This window comes from uncultured Catenibacterium sp. (assembly GCF_900540665.1).
Classification (GTDB): Bacteria; Bacillota_I; Bacilli_A; order Erysipelotrichales; family Coprobacillaceae; genus Catenibacterium.
Genome location: NZ_UQGV01000053.1, coordinates 1 through 17385, shown reverse-complemented (window position 1 = coordinate 17385; position 17385 = coordinate 1). Strand labels below are relative to the sequence as shown.

Annotated in this window: 16 protein-coding genes and 2 tRNA genes; 8 read left to right on the top strand and 10 right to left on the bottom strand. The window is 35.0% G+C overall.

Annotated features, from left to right (window positions below; all coding sequences use genetic code 11):
- The 5 genes from QZQ55_RS07655 to QZQ55_RS07635 all read left to right on the top strand — a co-directional run.
- On the top strand, positions 1-187 hold a 187-nt coding region (locus QZQ55_RS07655; protein ID WP_295091896.1), incomplete at its 5' end, for a hypothetical protein.
- 988 nt (positions 188-1175) lie between these two features.
- Complete coding sequence (locus QZQ55_RS07650) at positions 1176-1706, top strand: GNAT family N-acetyltransferase (protein ID WP_295091893.1); 531 nt, start codon at positions 1176-1178, stop codon at positions 1704-1706.
- Positions 1700-2587, top strand: a complete 888-nt coding sequence (locus QZQ55_RS07645) for a MurR/RpiR family transcriptional regulator (RefSeq protein ID WP_295091890.1) — start codon at positions 1700-1702, stop codon at positions 2585-2587. Before QZQ55_RS07650 ends, QZQ55_RS07645 begins: the two co-directional genes overlap by 7 nt.
- Positions 2588-2713: 126 nt before the next feature.
- Positions 2714-4114, top strand: a complete 1401-nt coding sequence (locus QZQ55_RS07640; RefSeq protein WP_295091887.1) for a 6-phospho-beta-glucosidase — start codon at positions 2714-2716, stop codon at positions 4112-4114.
- Between the two features lie 65 nt (positions 4115-4179).
- Positions 4180-4593: a peptide deformylase gene (locus QZQ55_RS07635; protein WP_295091884.1), complete on the top strand. Its 414-nt coding sequence runs from the start codon at positions 4180-4182 to the stop codon at positions 4591-4593.
- A gap of 161 nt (positions 4594-4754) precedes the next feature.
- Here the strand turns inward: QZQ55_RS07635 and QZQ55_RS07630 are convergent, their stop codons facing one another.
- The 7 genes from QZQ55_RS07630 to QZQ55_RS07600 all read right to left on the bottom strand — a co-directional run bounded on the left by QZQ55_RS07630 (position 4755) and on the right by QZQ55_RS07600 (position 10481).
- Positions 4755-5027 (bottom strand): type II toxin-antitoxin system RelB/DinJ family antitoxin, encoded by a 273-nt coding sequence (locus QZQ55_RS07630; protein WP_295091881.1) that lies wholly within the window; start codon positions 5025-5027, stop codon positions 4755-4757.
- A gap of 114 nt (positions 5028-5141) precedes the next feature.
- Entirely contained in the window at positions 5142-7019 is a 1878-nt protein-coding gene (locus QZQ55_RS07625) for a heavy metal translocating P-type ATPase (protein ID WP_295091879.1), read from the bottom strand.
- A 15-nt stretch (positions 7020-7034) separates the two neighbouring features.
- Positions 7035-7253 carry a cation transporter gene (locus QZQ55_RS07620; RefSeq protein ID WP_295091876.1) on the bottom strand — a complete coding sequence of 73 codons (219 nt, stop codon included), beginning with the start codon at positions 7251-7253 and terminating at the stop codon, positions 7035-7037.
- 13 nt (positions 7254-7266) lie between these two features.
- Positions 7267-7614, bottom strand: coding sequence for a metalloregulator ArsR/SmtB family transcription factor (locus QZQ55_RS07615; protein ID WP_295091873.1), 348 nt, complete (start codon positions 7612-7614; stop codon positions 7267-7269).
- Between the two features lie 109 nt (positions 7615-7723).
- On the bottom strand, positions 7724-9070 hold the full coding sequence (locus tag QZQ55_RS07610) for a rubredoxin-like domain-containing protein (protein WP_295091871.1): 1347 nt from the start codon (positions 9068-9070) through the stop codon (positions 7724-7726).
- Between the two features lie 15 nt (positions 9071-9085).
- Positions 9086-9682 (bottom strand): flavin reductase, encoded by a 597-nt coding sequence (locus tag QZQ55_RS07605; RefSeq protein ID WP_295091869.1) that lies wholly within the window; start codon positions 9680-9682, stop codon positions 9086-9088.
- A gap of 58 nt (positions 9683-9740) precedes the next feature.
- Complete coding sequence (locus QZQ55_RS07600) at positions 9741-10481, bottom strand: putative ABC transporter permease (protein WP_295091867.1); 741 nt, start codon at positions 10479-10481, stop codon at positions 9741-9743.
- A gap of 443 nt (positions 10482-10924) precedes the next feature.
- Here QZQ55_RS07600 and deoC point away from each other — a divergent pair, with 443 nt between their 5' ends.
- The gene (gene deoC / locus QZQ55_RS07595; protein WP_295091864.1) at positions 10925-11593 is read left to right on the top strand and encodes a deoxyribose-phosphate aldolase; all 669 of its coding nucleotides are present in this window, start codon (positions 10925-10927) and stop codon (positions 11591-11593) included.
- A gap of 94 nt (positions 11594-11687) precedes the next feature.
- On the opposite strand, the gene QZQ55_RS07590 is transcribed toward deoC, so the two are convergent.
- The 3 genes from QZQ55_RS07590 to QZQ55_RS07580 all read right to left on the bottom strand — a co-directional run bounded on the left by QZQ55_RS07590 (position 11688) and on the right by QZQ55_RS07580 (position 13219).
- Positions 11688-11763, bottom strand: a tRNA-Ala gene (locus QZQ55_RS07590).
- A 19-nt stretch (positions 11764-11782) separates the two neighbouring features.
- Positions 11783-11859, bottom strand: a tRNA-Ile gene (locus QZQ55_RS07585).
- A 124-nt stretch (positions 11860-11983) separates the two neighbouring features.
- A complete protein-coding gene (locus QZQ55_RS07580) occupies positions 11984-13219 on the bottom strand; it encodes a 6-phosphofructokinase (protein ID WP_295091861.1) in 1236 nt (411 codons plus the stop codon).
- 162 nt (positions 13220-13381) lie between these two features.
- Between QZQ55_RS07580 and nifJ the strand changes: the two genes are divergently transcribed.
- Positions 13382-16915, top strand: coding sequence for a pyruvate:ferredoxin (flavodoxin) oxidoreductase (gene nifJ / locus QZQ55_RS07575; protein WP_295091858.1), 3534 nt, complete (start codon positions 13382-13384; stop codon positions 16913-16915).
- 116 nt (positions 16916-17031) lie between these two features.
- Positions 17032-17259: a hypothetical protein gene (locus QZQ55_RS07570; protein WP_006506429.1), complete on the top strand. Its 228-nt coding sequence runs from the start codon at positions 17032-17034 to the stop codon at positions 17257-17259.
- Positions 17260-17385: the final 126 nt, after the last annotated feature.

The following is a 17385-nucleotide window of genomic DNA, read 5'->3' as shown; positions in this document are numbered from 1 at the left end:
CATGGAACGTTCATTTGGCCATTATGACCCTGATAATGATGATAGAATCTTACCAACAATCTGGCGCAGTCGTTTCGACATCATCGGTGACGGCGAACAGTGTGATAAACTGGCGAATTTAATCGAATACTGCAATTTGACAAATGATAACCTCGCACTTATCCTGCAGACATTAAAATTAAAATAATGCTCTGCAACGTGATATGATGACCTCCTAGTAGACAGTGTAAATAATTAAAATCACTGTTTGCTGAGGAGGTTTTTTTATGGGAAGAAAAAATTGAAATATGTAGAAGGTACTTAGATGGTAGTGAATAAGTTACTAGTCTAGTTGAAGAAATAAATGTATGTATAACTAAAGTTCAAAGGTGGATTAGAATCTTTCAAGCATATGGCTGTTCTGCATTCGATGAGAAGCCCGCAAATGAATCATATACTAAGGAGTTTAAAAGGAAGGGTACAGAAGCATATCTAGCTGGAGACGGATCACTGAGAGATATTGCAGTAAAGTATAAAATTCCTGCATGCGGGACAGTACTTGTATGGGTAAAGTTATATAATGATTATATAGAATTAAAGGATAAGAGAGGAATTAGAAGTGGCAATAAAATAATGGGTAAGATATTACAGTCATGAAAGATATCAAAGAAGATTTGGTGTGAGAACACCTTATGAAGTAAGAAGTGAAGCATTGTGCAATGAGAATCCAGTTCAGTATCCAATACCTGAGAACAAAGCGATACAGAAATATAAGGCAGCACATTATGCATAAAAAAATTGCCTGCCACTACGTGGCAGGCAAGGGTACATGTTTTTAATTATTTCACCTGTCTACTTGGCAGGGGCGGTTCATATTCATCATCTGTCAAACGTGTAAAAAATGTGATACATGGTACTTTTTTTCTATGCGAAACCAGTAGAGAATCCCTCTCTTCATATGCATAAATATAATGTCACGTACTATATTGACCGTTTTATAAGATGATGTGCTTATTTCTAAGCGACGATTGTAAAGTAATCAATTTTAAAATTTAATCTTAACGTAATCTTTTAAAAGAAAATACTGATTATCAGACACAAAATTGTTTTCACAAATAGTACTAAGTAGATTGTTTAATACTTTATAATTTTTTGAGAATATTATAAAATATGATAAATAATAAGGAGGAGCAATGATGATTACTATTAGAATCGCAACAGTAGAGGATGCAGAGTCTATCCAGAAGATTTATGCACCCTATGTCCTTAATACAACTATCACATTTGAATTAGAACCACCGACAGTCAAAGAAATGGCAGAACGTATCAGCCATACTTTAGAAAAATATCCCTATCTAGTCGCAATAGAAGAAGGGGAAGTCGTAGGATATGCTTATGCAGGCACATTGTATGATCGTCGTGCCTATGATCATTCTGCAGAATTATCTATTTATATCGATGATAGAAAGCGTCATAAAGGGATTGGACATCTTCTTTATAACGCTTTGATTGATTATCTCAAAAGAATGAATATTACGAATCTTTATGGATGCATTACCTATCCAAATGATGCAAGTATCGCTTTTCATGAAAAATATGGTTTTAAAGAAGCAGCTCATTTCCATGAATGTGGCTATAAGTTTGATCAATGGCTGGATGTTGTTTATTTAGAAAAAAGACTTGAGAAAACCACAGCACCATTCATTCCTTTTAAAGAACTATGTTAATAAGAGAAGCATTAGAAAAAAGTCCGATGAACCCTAATGAAAAACGATTAGGACAATATTTGATAGAGGAAGGTATTCTATTAGAAAAAGCGACAGTAAGAACAGTCGCAAAAGAAGTATTTTTAGCCCCTTCATCAGTTGTACGTTTTGTTCAGAAGTTAGGATTTGAAGGATTTAATGATTTCAAAAAACAATATTTAGAAGAAATACGATACTTATCCACACACTTTCAGGAAATTGATAGTAATAGACCATTCTCACAAAATGATAAGAACATTGTGATTGCGAATAAAGTAGGATTACTTTATGATGAAACATTACAGGATACTATTTCTTTGGTTAATCATGATACTCTTCAGGAAGCCATCAATCGTATTGAAAAGAACGCACATATTGCGATTGTCGTATCCGGCGCCCAAAAGGGAATCGCGTATACATTTAAAGAGAAAATGATGAAAATCGGAAAAAAGGTAGATGTTGATGATAGTATAGATGAAGCTTTTTATGAAGCTTGTTATTGTGATCAAAAGACTTTGTTTATCTTGATCAGCTATTCTGGAGAGACATCAAAATGCCTCTTTATCTGTCATAAATTAATTGAAAGAAAACTACCTTTTATTACTATTACAACCTATGGCACTAATTCTCTTTCTAGTCAGTCAGACTGCTGCTTATATGTATCTACCAGAGAAAAGTTGATTGATAATTTAGGTACATTCTCTTTTAATCTTTCATTACTTTATTTATTAGATGTTCTCTATGCAGGTTTCTTTAATACCAGCTACGATGAGCATCTTGAAAACAAAACTGTGACATCTATAGAATGTGAAAATATCTTCACTGATTATGGTAGAAAAACAGATAACCCCATCATCAAATAGAACAGTGTTCCCTATATTCCTTATAAATAAGGAACAAAAAGGGAACACTGTTGTTTTCGCTTACATTTTAATGTTTTCTATATTCTTTTTACGTATAATAGAGTTGGCTAAAGGAGGTACGCAAAAATGAGCAAAGAAGGCGTAAAAATCGTTACTATTGGTGGAGGCAGCAGCTATACACCAGAATTAATGGAAGGTTTCATCAAGAGATATGATGAACTCCCAATCAGAGAAATCTGGCTATGTGATATCGAAGATGGTAAAGAAAAACTTGAAATCGTAGGAGAAATGGCACAGAGAATGTGGGATGCTTCACCTTATGATGTAAAAGTACATCTTACACTAGACCGTAGAGAAGCATTACCAGGTGCTGACTTCGTTACTACACAGTTCAGAGTCGGTTTATTAAATGCACGTATCAAGGATGAAAGAATTCCATTTTCTTATGGAATGTTAGGACAGGAAACAAATGGTGCTGGAGGAATGTTCAAAGCATTACGTACTATTCCAGTAATCTTAAGCATTGTAGAAGATATGAAGGAGCTATGCCCTGATGCATGGCTGATCAACTTCACTAATCCAAGTGGAATGGTGACTGAATCAGTTATGAAATATGGTAAGTGGGATAAGGTTATTGGTTTATGTAACGTACCAGTAGGTGCTATGATTGATGAACCAAAAACAATCGGAAAAACATTGGATCAGTTGACTTACAAGTTTGCAGGTTTAAACCATTTCCATTGGCATAAAGTATTTGATGAACATGGTCATGAAGTCACTAAAGACATCATCAATGCAATGTATGAAGGTAAAGATATGGGTATCCCAGCTAATATTCATGATATCCCATTCTTTAAAGAACAGTTATTACGTATGAATATGATTCCTTGTGGATATCATAGATATTACTATCGTGAAGAAGAAATGTTGGCACATGGTTTAAAGGAATACAATGATCCTAATGTTGGAACAAGAGGTCAGCAGGTACAGCAGACTGAACATGAATTATTTGAATTATATAAGGATCCTAACCTAGATCATAAGCCAGAACAGCTTGCAAAACGTGGTGGAGCACATTACAGTGATGCTGCTTGTGAAACAATTGCTTCTATTTATGTAAATAAGTTAACTCATATCGTTGTTACAACTAAAAACAATGGTGCAGTGCCTGATCTTCCTGTTGATTGTGCTGTAGAAGTGTCTGCTTATATTGGCAATACTGGTGCAAGACCTATCGCATTTGGTCCTTTAGAACCTGCTGAAAGAGGCTGGGTACAGTGCATGAAGAACATGGAATTATGTGTTGAAGAAGCAGCTGTAACAGGTGATTATGGAACTTTATTACAGGCTTTCATAATCAATCCACAGATTGTTGCAGGTACAAGTGCAAAACGTATTATGGATGAATTATTAATTGCCCATAAGAAATATCTACCTCAGTTTGCAGATACTATTGCAAGACTTGAAGCAGAAGGCGTAACAATCAAAGATGATGTTGCAAGAGAATTAACTGAAAAAGGATTATAATATGTTTAACAGGCTCATAAGAGCCTGTTTTCTTATGCTATAATATATTTTAGGAGGATAGGTGAATGATTAAAGAAATAGTAAAGGATGATTTCTTCTTATCACAGGTAGCAGAAAAAGCAACAAAAGAAGATTTATATATAGGAACTGATTTAAAAGATACACTTAAAGCTCATTTACATGAATGTGTCGGTATGGCAGGAAATATGATTGGCTATAATAAAGCAGTTATTATATTTTTAGAAGATGATAAGATGCAGGTTATGTATAATCCTGAAATCATTAAAACAAGTGGGAATTATCATGAATATCAAGAAGGGTGTTTATCTCATATAGGACAAAAAACAGTGAAGCGTTATGACACAATCAAAGTTTCTTACTTTGATGAATCATTTAAAAAGAAGATTAAAACCTACAGTGGCTTTACAGCTCAGATTATTCAACATGAATGTGATCATCTGCAAGGTATACTCATCTAGATGAGTTGATGGTTATTTCTATATACAGAATAGAAAACAGGTGGAGTTATGCGTATATAACGGCATATTCTTCCACCTGTTATTTATTTTTGTTATAGTTCTGGTTTGCATGTCTGCGTACTCATGAATTCTGAATTGATTGATAAATTGAATATCGCATTTTATACGTTAAATGCATCCTTAAGTGCATCCATACTAGAATATCTAGGAGAAGAAGGATCCTTCATCATTTTTCTACCTTCCTCAATGGCAGTGGCTGTAATATTATTTGGTGCGTCAAGTTTTAATTCAAAAGGAATACCATGTTCACGGATAACTGTTCTTAGGAACATATTTACAGCGGTTGTCATATTCAGACCAAGTTCATTGAAGATTTTTTCCGCTTGATCCTTGATCTCTTTATCAGTGCGAATATTTAGGTTTGTTGTTGCCATATAGAACACCTCCATTCAAATATAGTATACTCAAAAGTATGTTTTTCATCAATGCTAGGTCATTATGTAAAAAGCACTTCTCTGTGCAATGAAAAAGGCATCCCTAAGGATACCTTAATTATGGATTGAGAGAGCACGTGTGGCATTCATTACTGCAAGAATCATAACGCCTACATCTGCAAAGATGGCAAGCCACATATTCGCAATACCAAGTGCACCTAATACTAAACAGAGGAATTTAACAGCTAATGCGAAGACAATATTCTGTTTTACAATTCTTAATGTCTTAGTAGAAATCTTCATAGCAAGAGAAATCTTCAATGGATCATCATCCATAAGAACAACATCTGCTGCTTCAATGGCTGCATCACTACCAAGACCACCCATCGCAATACCAATATCTGCACGAGAGAGTACTGGGGCGTCATTGATTCCATCACCTACGAAGGCGAGTTTTTCTTTATTCGATTTCTTGCTTAATAATTTTTCAACTTCATCTACTTTATCAGCAGGAAGAAGTTCACTATGTACTGTATCAATGCCAATTGTATTGGCCACAAGATTGGCAGTAGAAGCACTATCGCCTGTTAACATAACAGTTTCTTTAGCCCCTAATGATTTCAAACCACTTATAGCTTCTTTTGCATGATCCTTGATAATATCAGAAATCACAATACAACCTGCATACTTATCATCTACTGCCACATATACAAGTGTACCAGCCTTTGTATAAGCAGTATAATCAATACCTTTTAACTTCATCAATTTTGCATTACCAGCAAGAATATGATGACCATTATAGTCTGCTTCTACACCATGACCTGCTATTTCCTGGATATGGGCTACAAGAGTATTATCAATCTTTTTATTATAAGCTTTTTTTAAACTGATGCTGATAGGATGTGTAGAAGCACTTTCTGCATAAGCAGCATATTCTAATAAGCTATCTTGATCAAAACCTTCTGCAGGCACAACATCAGTTACTTCAAATACACCCTTGGTTAATGTACCTGTCTTATCAAAAACAAAGTACTTTACGTCAGATAATGTTTCTAAGTAGTTAGAACCCTTTACAAGAATACCATTCTTGCTGGCACATCCGATACCACCAAAGAAACTTAATGGAATAGAAATAACAAGAGCACAAGGACAACTGATAACTAAGAATGTGAGGGCTCTGAAAATCCAGTCTCCTACACGTGCAGGCTGTCCCATGATAGTCAATACAATAGGAGGAATAACAGCAAGAGCCAAAGCACTATAACATACAACAGGTGTGTAATACTTTGCAAACTTAGTAATAAAGTTTTCTGTTTTAGATTTCTTCATACTTGAGTTTTCTACAAGATCAAGAATCTTAGAAACTGTTGATTCACCAAATTCTTTTGTTGTTTTAACAGTGATACGTGCTGTCATATTAATAGAACCACTATAGATTTCATCACCACAATGCGCATCACGAGGAACACTTTCACCTGTTAAGGCACTTGTATTGAGTGTTGTATCACCCTCTACAATAATTCCATCAATAGGAACTTTTTCACCAGGATTGACAATGATTTCACTACCAATCTCTACATCATCAGGATCTACTTCTTCAATCTCTCCATTCACCATAATATTGGCATAATCAGGACGAATATCCATTAAAGCGGCGATATTCTTACGACTCTTACCAACCGCAATACTCTGGAATAATTCACCAATCTGATAGAAAACCATAACGGCAGAACCTTCAAGATATTCACCAAGACACATAGCCCCGATTGTTGCAACAGCCATTAAGAAATTTTCATCAAATACCTGACCATGACTGATATTCTTAATAGATTTTCTTAAAATATCATGTCCAATCACAAAGTAGGGGATTAAATAGAGGATAAACTCGACATAACCTGGTATAGGGACAATAGTCTTAAATACAGTAATCACAATCAATAAGACAATCGCAATAATAATTCTATTTAAAACATTTTTTTGCTTCTTTGTCATTTCAACCACTCCTTATTAAAGGAAGATTTCGCAATCATCCTCAACAATTTTACAATTTTTTCTTGCTTCTTCCATAACTGCCTGAGGATCTACACCTTCCTCAAATTCTACTTTAAGCTTTAAAGTCATAAAACTTAAAGTAGCATCTTTAACACCTTCAGTATTCTTTACTGCTTCTTCCATCTTATTTGCACAATTTGCACAATCCACATCTACCTTATAAGTCTTTTTCATATTATTTTCTCCTTTACTCTTCAATATGATTCATTCCAATAGATAAAATACTTCTTACATGATCATCATCTAATGAATAGAAGATGACTTTTCCTTCTCTTCTGAACTTTACTAGCTTTGCATCCTTTAATACCTTGAGCTGGTGACTGATAGCTGGCTGTGAGAGTTTTAATATAGTAGCTAAATCACCCACACATAATTCACCTTCAAATAAAGCATAAAGAATCTTGATTCTTGTCGAATCACCAAATGTTTTGAATAGATCAGCTAAATCATAAAGATATTCATCATCAGGCTGATTCTCTAGAACCTTTGTGACAACATCTTCATTCGCATTTAAGAATTCATTTCTCTTTTCCATGGCTCCTCCTCATATAAACGTTTTTACATATTTAATTATATGAATATGTTTATATGTTGTCAATAGAAAAGCCGAAGAAACAATTGTTTCTTCGACTTGGTTGTATGTATTATTCAGTTATTTCTTCAAAATCTGAAGAAGGATGTTTACATAGAGGACAAATAAAGTTTTCAGGAAGTTCTTCTCCGCTATATTCATAACCACAGATCTTACAGCGCCATTTACGCACAGGAGCTTCTTCCTTAACTTGATGTTCTTCATTCATATCTTCTACAATTACATCTGCAAGAGCCTCAATTTTTTCATAATCCGCTTCTTTCATACGAGACTTAATAGTGAGTTCCTCGCCAATATAATTCCAAGATAATGGTTCAAGAATGGCTTTCATAGTCTTCTTGGCACTAGGAGCCCAAGTACCATTTTCAATCAAGACACATGTACGATTCTGTAGAAGGTGTTCCTTGATTTCTATTAATAGAGCCTGCATAGGTGTAAATAAACCAGCATTATAAGAAGCACTCGCAAACACTAAATGAGAATACTTAAATGATTCAGATAGGATATAAGATGGATCTGTCTTAGATACATCATATACCTTGATGTTGTGAACACCTTTTTCACTTAACTTATTTGCAAGAATTTCTGCTGCATTGGCTGTGCCGCCATAAATAGAACCATAGGCAATCATAACACCTTTTACTTCTGGTTTATAAGCAGCCCAGGAAGCAGTATGTTCTACCATGAGGCCAATATCTTCATCCCAGATAGGTCCGTGTAAAGGACAAAGCATTGAGATATCGAGAGTAGATGCTTTCTTTAAGGCATTAGTTACCTGCACACCATATTTACCAACAATATTTGTATAATAACGTCTTGCCTCATCCCAGAATGATTCATCTAGATCCATTTCACTTGTAAATAGATTGCCATGAAGTGCACCAAAAGTACCAAAAGCATCTGCACTAAACAAAATACCTGTTGTTGAATCATAAGTCATCATGACTTCTGGCCAATGTACCATTGGTGTAGTGACAAAGTTCAATACATGATGTCCAGTTTCTAACTGATCGCCTTCCTTGACAACTACAGCATGCTGATCAACATCAAAATCAAAGAACTGCTTCATCATACGGAATGTCATATTGTTACCAACAATCTTGACATCAGGATAACGTACTACAATATCACAAAGTGTTGCACAATGATCCGGCTCCATATGGTTGACCACCACATAATCAAGAGACTTACCATCTAATACATGTTCAACATTCTCCAAGAATTGATGTGCAATTGCAGCGTCCGCAGTATCTAATAAGACTGTCTTATCATCGACGAGTAGATAAGAATTATAACTTACACCCTCAGGAATAGGGTAGACATTTTCAAATAATTCTAAGCGTCTATCATTTCCTCCTACATAATACAAATCATCACTTATTTGTCTTACATTAAACATTCCATTTCCTCCTACTTATAGTGGTTCAAAATCAGATGCAGGATGTTTACAGATTGGGCAGATCAAATCTTCAGGTAATTCTTCACCTTCATAAACCCATCCACAAATCTTACATACCCATCCTTTTTTCTTTTTTTCTTGTTTTGGCTTCACATTCTTAAAATAATAATCATATGTCATAGAATCATGATCATTTAAGATAACAGCATCATCTAGTTCGACAATGAACATTGTATGTGTTAACTCATCAAGGGTCTCTATAACATGTCCCTTCATATATGCATTTGCATATTGTGTTAAGTAAGGTAATGAGTCCTTTAAATCATACATATCAAAACCATCAAACTTATTGACGTCTTTACCACTCTGGAAACCAAAACGTTTAAAGATATCAAAAGGGCATGTGATATCAAGCACTGATAAAGTCATATTCTTTGACTTCAGCAATACATCATGTGTGTAATTGGCTTTATTCACAGTCACTGCAATACGATAAGGATTGCTTGTGAGCTGTACAGCTGTATTGATGATACAGCCATTAGGCTTCTCACCATCATTTACACCTAATACATACAAACCATAACTGAGTTTAAATAATGCATTCTTTTCCATGATTATACCTCCTTTTATTATTATAAACGTTTACAACAAAGAAAAAAACTCAGATGCATTATTTCTGAGTTTTTGAATGATATCTATTTAAAATGTCAGGGAAAGCTTTAACTAATCGACGATGTGAATACTTCTTAATAAGATGTTCACGATGACTATCTTTTAATTGATTGGCAATCTTGAAGATATCATCAGTTGTAAGTTCAGAATGTATATCTAATTCTAGTTCATTCGCAAAGTTCTTAAGATCTTGTGAAATTGTTTCTAATTTATTCGCAAGATGAGTGGCTTCAACAAATGTTGTAATGAAGTCACTTGTAAATAAAGTGATACAAACAGTAGAAGCAATCACCATAGGTATATAATCATATTGAATAAGCATATGAGTCAGATGTGGTTGTACATTCTTTACGGCAGTGACAGAAAAGAAACCAAAAATAAAGAAACCTTCTAAACAGATACGACCATTTAAGTTGAATCTCATTTGAGAATAATCCCACCATCTAGCATGGAACATCTTTTCCATAAAATAAGATGTTAAGTATTCTATAAAGCAGGCTACAATCGCACCTTGAATAAAAATAAGAGACCAGTCTTTAGAAACAGGAAAGAGAACACAAACAACAATCGCACCTGAACCATAAATAGGAATACAAGGTCCAGTTAAAAAGCCACTATTATGAATCTTATGACCTGTGGCAATGGGGCAGACAAGTGATTCCCAAATCCAGCCGCAGAAACTATAAATAAAGAAGGAAATAACAAGTATTGTCCAGTTATTCGCAAATGCATCTAACATATATGAACCTCCTAGTGAACAAAGATATTTCACACATTATAGCATTTTAGGAATATGGAAACAAAGAAAACTAGCATTTAATCTGATTCTCTAAAGTGAAAAGTTAAATTCCACTTTAGGCAGGTCAAAGTTGCGTTTAGTCTTTCACTTCTTTCCAGTTGATCTTTCTCTTTCAGGTATATAATTATTATGATGTCTGTTTCTCTATTTCATGAAAGGCTTATTATCATGGCTAAATCAAATAAGAATCTGCATCTTACCCCTGCATATAAAGAAATCTATCTCAGAAAAAAAACAGGGGACCTAGAAGAAACTGATACATTTACGATTATAGGTGCAATAACTACATAAATTTTTGGAATTAAGATGCCAGAGAACACATTTGGTTACTTTGTTTTTGATAAACTGTTATAATGGTATATGTAAAGAGAGGTATAAATAAAATGAATACAAATGAAATTTTAAAAAAAGTAGACCACACATTATTAGCTCAGAGTGCTACTTGGGAAGACATTAAGGTAATCCTAGATGATGGAATCAAATATGGTACAGCATCTGCATGTATTCCAGCTGCTTATGTAAAGCAGGCTGCAGAATATGTAGATGGTAAACTTCCCATCTGTACAGTTATTGGATTCCCAAATGGATACAGTACAACTGCAGTAAAAGTATTTGAAACAAAGGATGCTATCGCAAATGGTGCTTCTGAAATTGATATGGTTATTAATATCGGCTTCTTAAAAGATAAGAGATATGAAGAAGTAGAAGATGAAATTCGTCAGATTCACGAAGCATGTGATGGTAAGATCTTAAAGGTTATTATTGAAACATGCCTTCTTACAGAAGAAGAAAAGATCAAGATGTGTGAATTGGTCACAAATGCAGGTGCAGAATTCATTAAGACATCAACAGGATTCTCTACTGCAGGTGCTACATTTGATGATGTAAAGCTTATGCATGATCATGTAGGTGAAGGTGTTAAGGTGAAAGCAGCGGGTGGTATTAGCTCATTTGATGATGCTGAAAAGTTCATTGAACTTGGTGCTGATAGACTTGGTACAAGCCGTCTGGTAAAAATCTTGAAGAATACAGATACAGGTGCAGGATACTAAATAAAAAAATCCATAATCCCTTATAGGACTATGGATTTTTATTACACAATAAAACAAAAAAACAGACACATATGTGTCTGTTTGATGTACTAAATGGTGGAGCCTAGGAGGATCGAACTCCTGACCTCCTGCGTGCAAAGCAGGCGCTCTCCCAGCTGAGCTAAGGCCCCAAAAGATTTTAAATAAACATGGTGGGCCTGAATGGATTTGAACCATCGACCTCACCCTTATCAGGGGTGCGCTCTAACCAACTGAGCTACAGGCCCATTTCGTGACTGCTCACCCATAATACCATGTATATATAGACTCGTCAACAAGAAATTGAATAAAATTAAGCTAAAATTAACTTATAATAAAATAAAGTCCCGTTTAAGGGACTTTATTGAAAAATTAATTTTCTTTTAAATGAGTGATATCGATATAAGAAGGGATACCATTCTTATAAGTGATGGCAATTTCACCCTGGATAAGTGGATATAAGTAGTCATAAAGTTCCTGAGTAATATCATTACCTTCTTTGTTGATCCATTCAACTGGAACTTTCTGTTCTAGGTTCGCAATATCCTGTACATTACTATAGATACATTCTACCTTATAAGGATCTTTGCTTATTCTCTTAACACCCATCATCACATTTGTATGATCAGCAAGAGCTGTTTCTACAGCTTTCTTACCAATATGATAAGATTCTTCGATATCAACCTGAGATGCAATATGCATTGCACATCTCTGTAATACATTTAATTCAATACTTCTTACTTTGCATCCAAAATGTTCTTTACAGATGTTTTCTAATACCTTGCCTGTACCAAAATGAATAGGATGACCAAAAGCATCATACTGCTGTGAATCACCACTGTCTAAGAAGTTTCCATTTTCATCATGAATACCTTCACTCACAGCAATCATGATAGAAGACTTTTCTTTAAACTTTTTTTCGATATCCTTTAAGAAACGTTCTTTATTAAATACCACTTCTGGTAGATAAATCAAATCAGGTGCGTCATTGCATTCAGTTCTTGCAAGTGCGCTTGCAGCTGTTAACCATCCTGCATTACGTCCCATAATTTCAACAATAGTAATAGCATCTAGCTTATAGATAGAAGAATCATAAGCAATTTCTAACATAGAACTTGCTACATACTTTGCAGCTGAACCAAAGCCTGGTGTATGATCTGTACCCATCAAATCATTATCAATAGTCTTTGGAATACCGATGAAGTGAATAGGGGAATTGATTGTTTCTCCATATGCTGCAAGTTTAGCAACAGTATCCATAGAGTCATTTCCACCAATATAGAAGAAATCAGTAATTTCTAAATCATTAAACTTTTTAAATAACAAGTCGTAAGTGTCTTTATCATCACTTACTGTAGGCAGCTTATAACGACAGCTTCCTAAATACATTGCTGGGGAATGCTTTAATGCATGAATTTTTTCCTCAGAATCAAATGTTGTACCTAGATCCATGAAGTGATCTTCTAATAGTCCCTGGACACCATTAATCATACCATAGATATGAGTAAATCCTTCTTCCTGGCATTTTGTGATAATACCTGCAAGAGAGGCATTGATGGCTACCGTAGGCCCACCAGACTGACCAATAAAACAGTTTTTTGTTTTCATTTTATGCTCCTTTTGTTTATTTCACTCCCATTTTAACATCAAATGCATTTGATAGAAAGTAGGATTTTATGTTTATTTATTAGATAAATACAGGTTTACAATTAATTATAGTATTTTATTGCATATCAGCGTATAATGATAAATAAGGAGGATTGAAAGATTATGTCTAAGAAGTATTTATCTATGGATGGTAATACTGCTGCCGCTCATGTTGCATATGCATTTTCTGAAGTAGCAAGTATCTATCCAATTACCCCTTCTTCACCAATGGCTGAACATGCTGAAGAATGGGCTTCACAGGGAAGAAAAAATATTTTTGGCTCTGCTGTAAACGTAGTTGAAATGCAGTCAGAAGCTGGTGCTGCTGGAGCTGTACACGGTGCTTTACAGGGTGGTGCTTTAGCTACTACATTTACTGCATCTCAGGGTCTATTATTAATGATTCCTAACCTTTATAAGATTCAGGGTGAAATGCTTCCAGGTGTTTTCCATGTAGCTGCAAGAGCTCTTGCAACTAGTTCATTAAATATCTTTGGGGATCATCAGGATGTTTATGCCTGCCGTCAGACAGGTATACCAATGCTTTGTTCACATTCTGTACAGGAAGTTATGGATTTAGCAGGTGTTGCACATTTAACTGCTATTAAAGCGGGTGTGCCATTTATTCATTTCTTTGATGGTTTCAGAACATCTCACGAAATTCAGAAAGTAGAAGTTCTTGATTATGAAACTTTAGCTTCATTAGTAGATCATGATGCTATTAAGAGATTTAAAGCAAACGCACTTAACCCACATACTAACCCAGTAGAACGTGGTGGTGCAGATAATGATGATATTTATTTCCAGAGCAGAGAAGCTCAGAATAAGCATTATGATGCAGTTGTAGAAATTGCTGCAGATTACATGAAGAAGATTTCTGAAATTACTGGTAGAGAATATGCACCATTTACATATTATGGTGATCCAGAAGCAGATAGAGTTATTATCGCAATGGGTTCAGTAACTGAAACTATTAAAGATACTATTGATGAAATGGCTAAAACTGGAGAAAAGGTTGGTGTTATCAAAGTACACCTTTATAGACCATTCTCTGCAAAATATTTAAAGGCTGTTTTACCAGCAACTGCTAAGAAGATTGCTGTACTTGATCGTACTAAGGAAATGGGTGCTACTGGTGAACCATTATACCTTGATGTATGTTCAGTCATTAGAGATGCTGATACATTAGTTATCGGTGGTCGTTATGGTATGGGTTCTAAGGATACTACACCTCAGCATATCAAGGCTGTTTATGATCACTTAAATTCAGATAATCCATTTACAGGATTTACAATTGGTATTAAGGATGACGTAACTCATTTATCATTACCTGATGTTCATGGATTCCATATCAACTCTGGTGTTACTCAGTGCTTATTTTATGGTTTAGGTTCTGATGGTACTGTATCTGCAAATAAGTCTTCTATCAAGATTATTGGTGATAATACTGATTTATACTGCCAGGCTTATTTCGCATATGACTCTAAGAAGGCTGGTGGAGCTACTCGTTCTAACTTAAGATTTGGTGATAAGCCAATTAGAGCAACTTACTATGTAAATAGAGCAGACTTCATCTCTTGTTCATTAGACAACTACTGCTTAAAGTATGATATGTTGAAGAACTTAAAAGATGGTGGACGTTTCTTATTAAATACTGAATTTACTAAAGAAGAAATCGCTGATTACCTTCCAAATAGAGTAAAGAAACAGTTAGCAGATAAGCATGCTAAGTTCTATATTATTAATGCCAACAAGATTGCTGGTGAAATCGGTATGGGTAGACGTACAAACACTATCCTACAGTCAGCATTCTTCGCATTAAATGAACAGATTCTTCCAATCGAAGAAGCTGTTACTAAGATGAAAGAAATGGCCAAGAAGTCTTACAGCAACAAGGGTGAAAATATCGTCCAGGCTAACTATAAGGCTATCGATGCAGGTAAAGATGCAATTGAAGAAGTAACTGTAGATCCAGAATGGTCTAACTTAACTGTATTACCATTAAGAAAACCAACTGGTGATGATTACTTTGATAACTTTGTAGCTCCTATCAATGCTCTTGAAGGTTATGACCTTCCAACTTCAGCATTCCTAGATAAGCTTGATGGTACTATGCAGAATGGTGTTGCAATTAAAGAAAAACGTGCTATCGCAATCCATGTTCCTAAGTGGGAAAAAGACAACTGTATCCAGTGTAACCAGTGTGCAATGGTATGTCCTCATGCAACTATCCGTCCATTCTTAATGACTGAAGAAGAAATCAAGAATGCACCAGAAGATATTACTAATGATGTATTAAAACCAATTGGTAAGGGTGTTGAAGGATTATCATTCCGTATCCAGGTTTCTCCTGATAACTGCGTAGGTTGTGGATTATGTGCAGCTGTATGTCCAGGTAAACGTGGTGAAAAGGCACTTACAATGGTTCCAGTTAAGGAAGAATTAGAACATTCTGCTTTATCTGAATATGTATACAACAACGTAGAATATAGAGATGACAAGTATCCTACAACTACAGTGAAGGGTGTTGGATTCATGAAGCCTTACTTTGAAGCTTCTGGTGCCTGCGCTGGTTGTGGTGAAACTCCATATTATCGTTTAGCTTCTCAGTTATTCGGTTCTGATATGAGAATTGCGAACGCTACTGGATGTTCATCAATCTATACTGGTTCAACTCCATCTACTCCATGTACTACTGATAAGAATGGTCATGGTATGGCTTGGGCTAACTCATTATTCGAAGATAATGCTGAATTTGGTTTCGGTATGAAGCTTGCAGAAAACTACATGTCTAAACATATCTTAGAAATCATTGAAGCAAACAAGAATGATGTAGAACCAGAATTAAAAGAAGTTCTTGAAAAATATGAAGCTGTTAAGGGTCAGAGAGTTGAAGAAAAGGCTCTTTATAATGAGTTAGTAGAAAAACTTGAAGCTTCAGCTAATGAACCTATCAAGGAATTACTTGATATGAAGGGTGAATTAGTCACTAAGTCACAGTGGATCATCGGTGGTGACGGATGGGCTTATGATATCGGCTACGGAGGATTAGACCACGTTCTTGCTAATGATCAGAATGTCAATGTATTAGTTCTTGATACAGAAGTATATTCTAACACTGGTGGACAGTCTTCTAAATCATCACAGGCTGCTTCTATTGCAAAGTTCACTGCAAGTGGTAAGAAGGTTGCTAAGAAAGACTTAGCTCAGATTGCTATGGCTTATGGTCATGTATATGTTGCGCAGATTGCTTTAGGTGCTAACCCAATGCAGGCTATTAAGGCTATGAAGGAAGCTGAATCTTATGATGGACCATCATTAATTATTGCTTATGCACCATGTAATGAACATCATATCAAGGGTGGATTAATCAACTCTTCAAGACAGGAAAAATGGGCTGTTGAATGTGGTTACTTCAACTTATTAAGATACGACCCACGCTTAACTGAAGAAGGTAAGAACCCACTTACAATTGATTCTAAGGCTCCTGATTATTCTAAGTTCAAAGACTTCTTAATGAGTGAAAACAGATTCTCTCAGTTAGTTAAGATCAATCCTGAAAATGCAGAAGCATTATTCGATAAGTGTCTAGTAGATGCTAAACGCCGTCGTGCAAGAGCAGAAGCACTTGCTAAAGATTTTGATGCTGCTGAATAATTTATACGAAAGAGATAGTAGAAATGCTATCTCTTTTCTTTATATTTAATACATATCAAAAAGATAGGTATATCACTTGATGTTTACATCTATTATTTCTATACTAGAAGTGGGTGATGGATATGAAGAGTGTACTTATTAAAGATACAACAAGAGAAGAAAGAAAAAGAATCATACAGGAAGCATTGGACTGTAATGATTCTGCAGGATGTGAGAACTGCAGCGGCTGTGGTTTATTTGGAGCTGGAGATCCTTTTGAAATGTATGAAGATTATATAGAAGGGAAAAGAGAAATCAAAGAGATCAATATGGAATTTGTTTCTCGTTACTTTGTGCGTGGTTAATCACAATATAAAATAAAGAGATGTCATATCATTGTGTATACTAAAAAAACAGGGATTTTAAATCCCTGTTTTCAGACTGTTGACAAACTAAATGTTAACAGTCTTTTCTTTTAAAATCGAATAGTA

Coding starts and splice junctions, on each gene's coding strand:
- QZQ55_RS07620 (WP_295091876.1), bottom strand. CDS start 7,253: ATGAAAAAGACTTATAAGGTAGATGTGGATTGTGCAAATTGTGCAAAT.
- QZQ55_RS07635 (WP_295091884.1), top strand. CDS start 4,180: ATGATTAAAGAAATAGTAAAGGATGATTTCTTCTTATCACAGGTAGCA.
- QZQ55_RS07570 (WP_006506429.1), top strand. CDS start 17,032: ATGGATATGAAGAGTGTACTTATTAAAGATACAACAAGAGAAGAAAGA.
- QZQ55_RS07640 (WP_295091887.1), top strand. CDS start 2,714: ATGAGCAAAGAAGGCGTAAAAATCGTTACTATTGGTGGAGGCAGCAGC.
- QZQ55_RS07580 (WP_295091861.1), bottom strand. CDS start 13,219: ATGAAAACAAAAAACTGTTTTATTGGTCAGTCTGGTGGGCCTACGGTA.
- QZQ55_RS07615 (WP_295091873.1), bottom strand. CDS start 7,614: ATGGAAAAGAGAAATGAATTCTTAAATGCGAATGAAGATGTTGTCACA.
- QZQ55_RS07630 (WP_295091881.1), bottom strand. CDS start 5,027: ATGGCAACAACAAACCTAAATATTCGCACTGATAAAGAGATCAAGGAT.
- QZQ55_RS07600 (WP_295091867.1), bottom strand. CDS start 10,481: ATGTTAGATGCATTTGCGAATAACTGGACAATACTTGTTATTTCCTTC.
- nifJ (WP_295091858.1), top strand. CDS start 13,382: ATGTCTAAGAAGTATTTATCTATGGATGGTAATACTGCTGCCGCTCAT.
- QZQ55_RS07625 (WP_295091879.1), bottom strand. CDS start 7,019: ATGACAAAGAAGCAAAAAAATGTTTTAAATAGAATTATTATTGCGATT.
- QZQ55_RS07610 (WP_295091871.1), bottom strand. CDS start 9,070: ATGTTTAATGTAAGACAAATAAGTGATGATTTGTATTATGTAGGAGGA.
- QZQ55_RS07645 (WP_295091890.1), top strand. CDS start 1,700: ATGTTAATAAGAGAAGCATTAGAAAAAAGTCCGATGAACCCTAATGAA.
- deoC (WP_295091864.1), top strand. CDS start 10,925: ATGAATACAAATGAAATTTTAAAAAAAGTAGACCACACATTATTAGCT.
- QZQ55_RS07650 (WP_295091893.1), top strand. CDS start 1,176: ATGATTACTATTAGAATCGCAACAGTAGAGGATGCAGAGTCTATCCAG.
- QZQ55_RS07605 (WP_295091869.1), bottom strand. CDS start 9,682: ATGGAAAAGAATGCATTATTTAAACTCAGTTATGGTTTGTATGTATTA.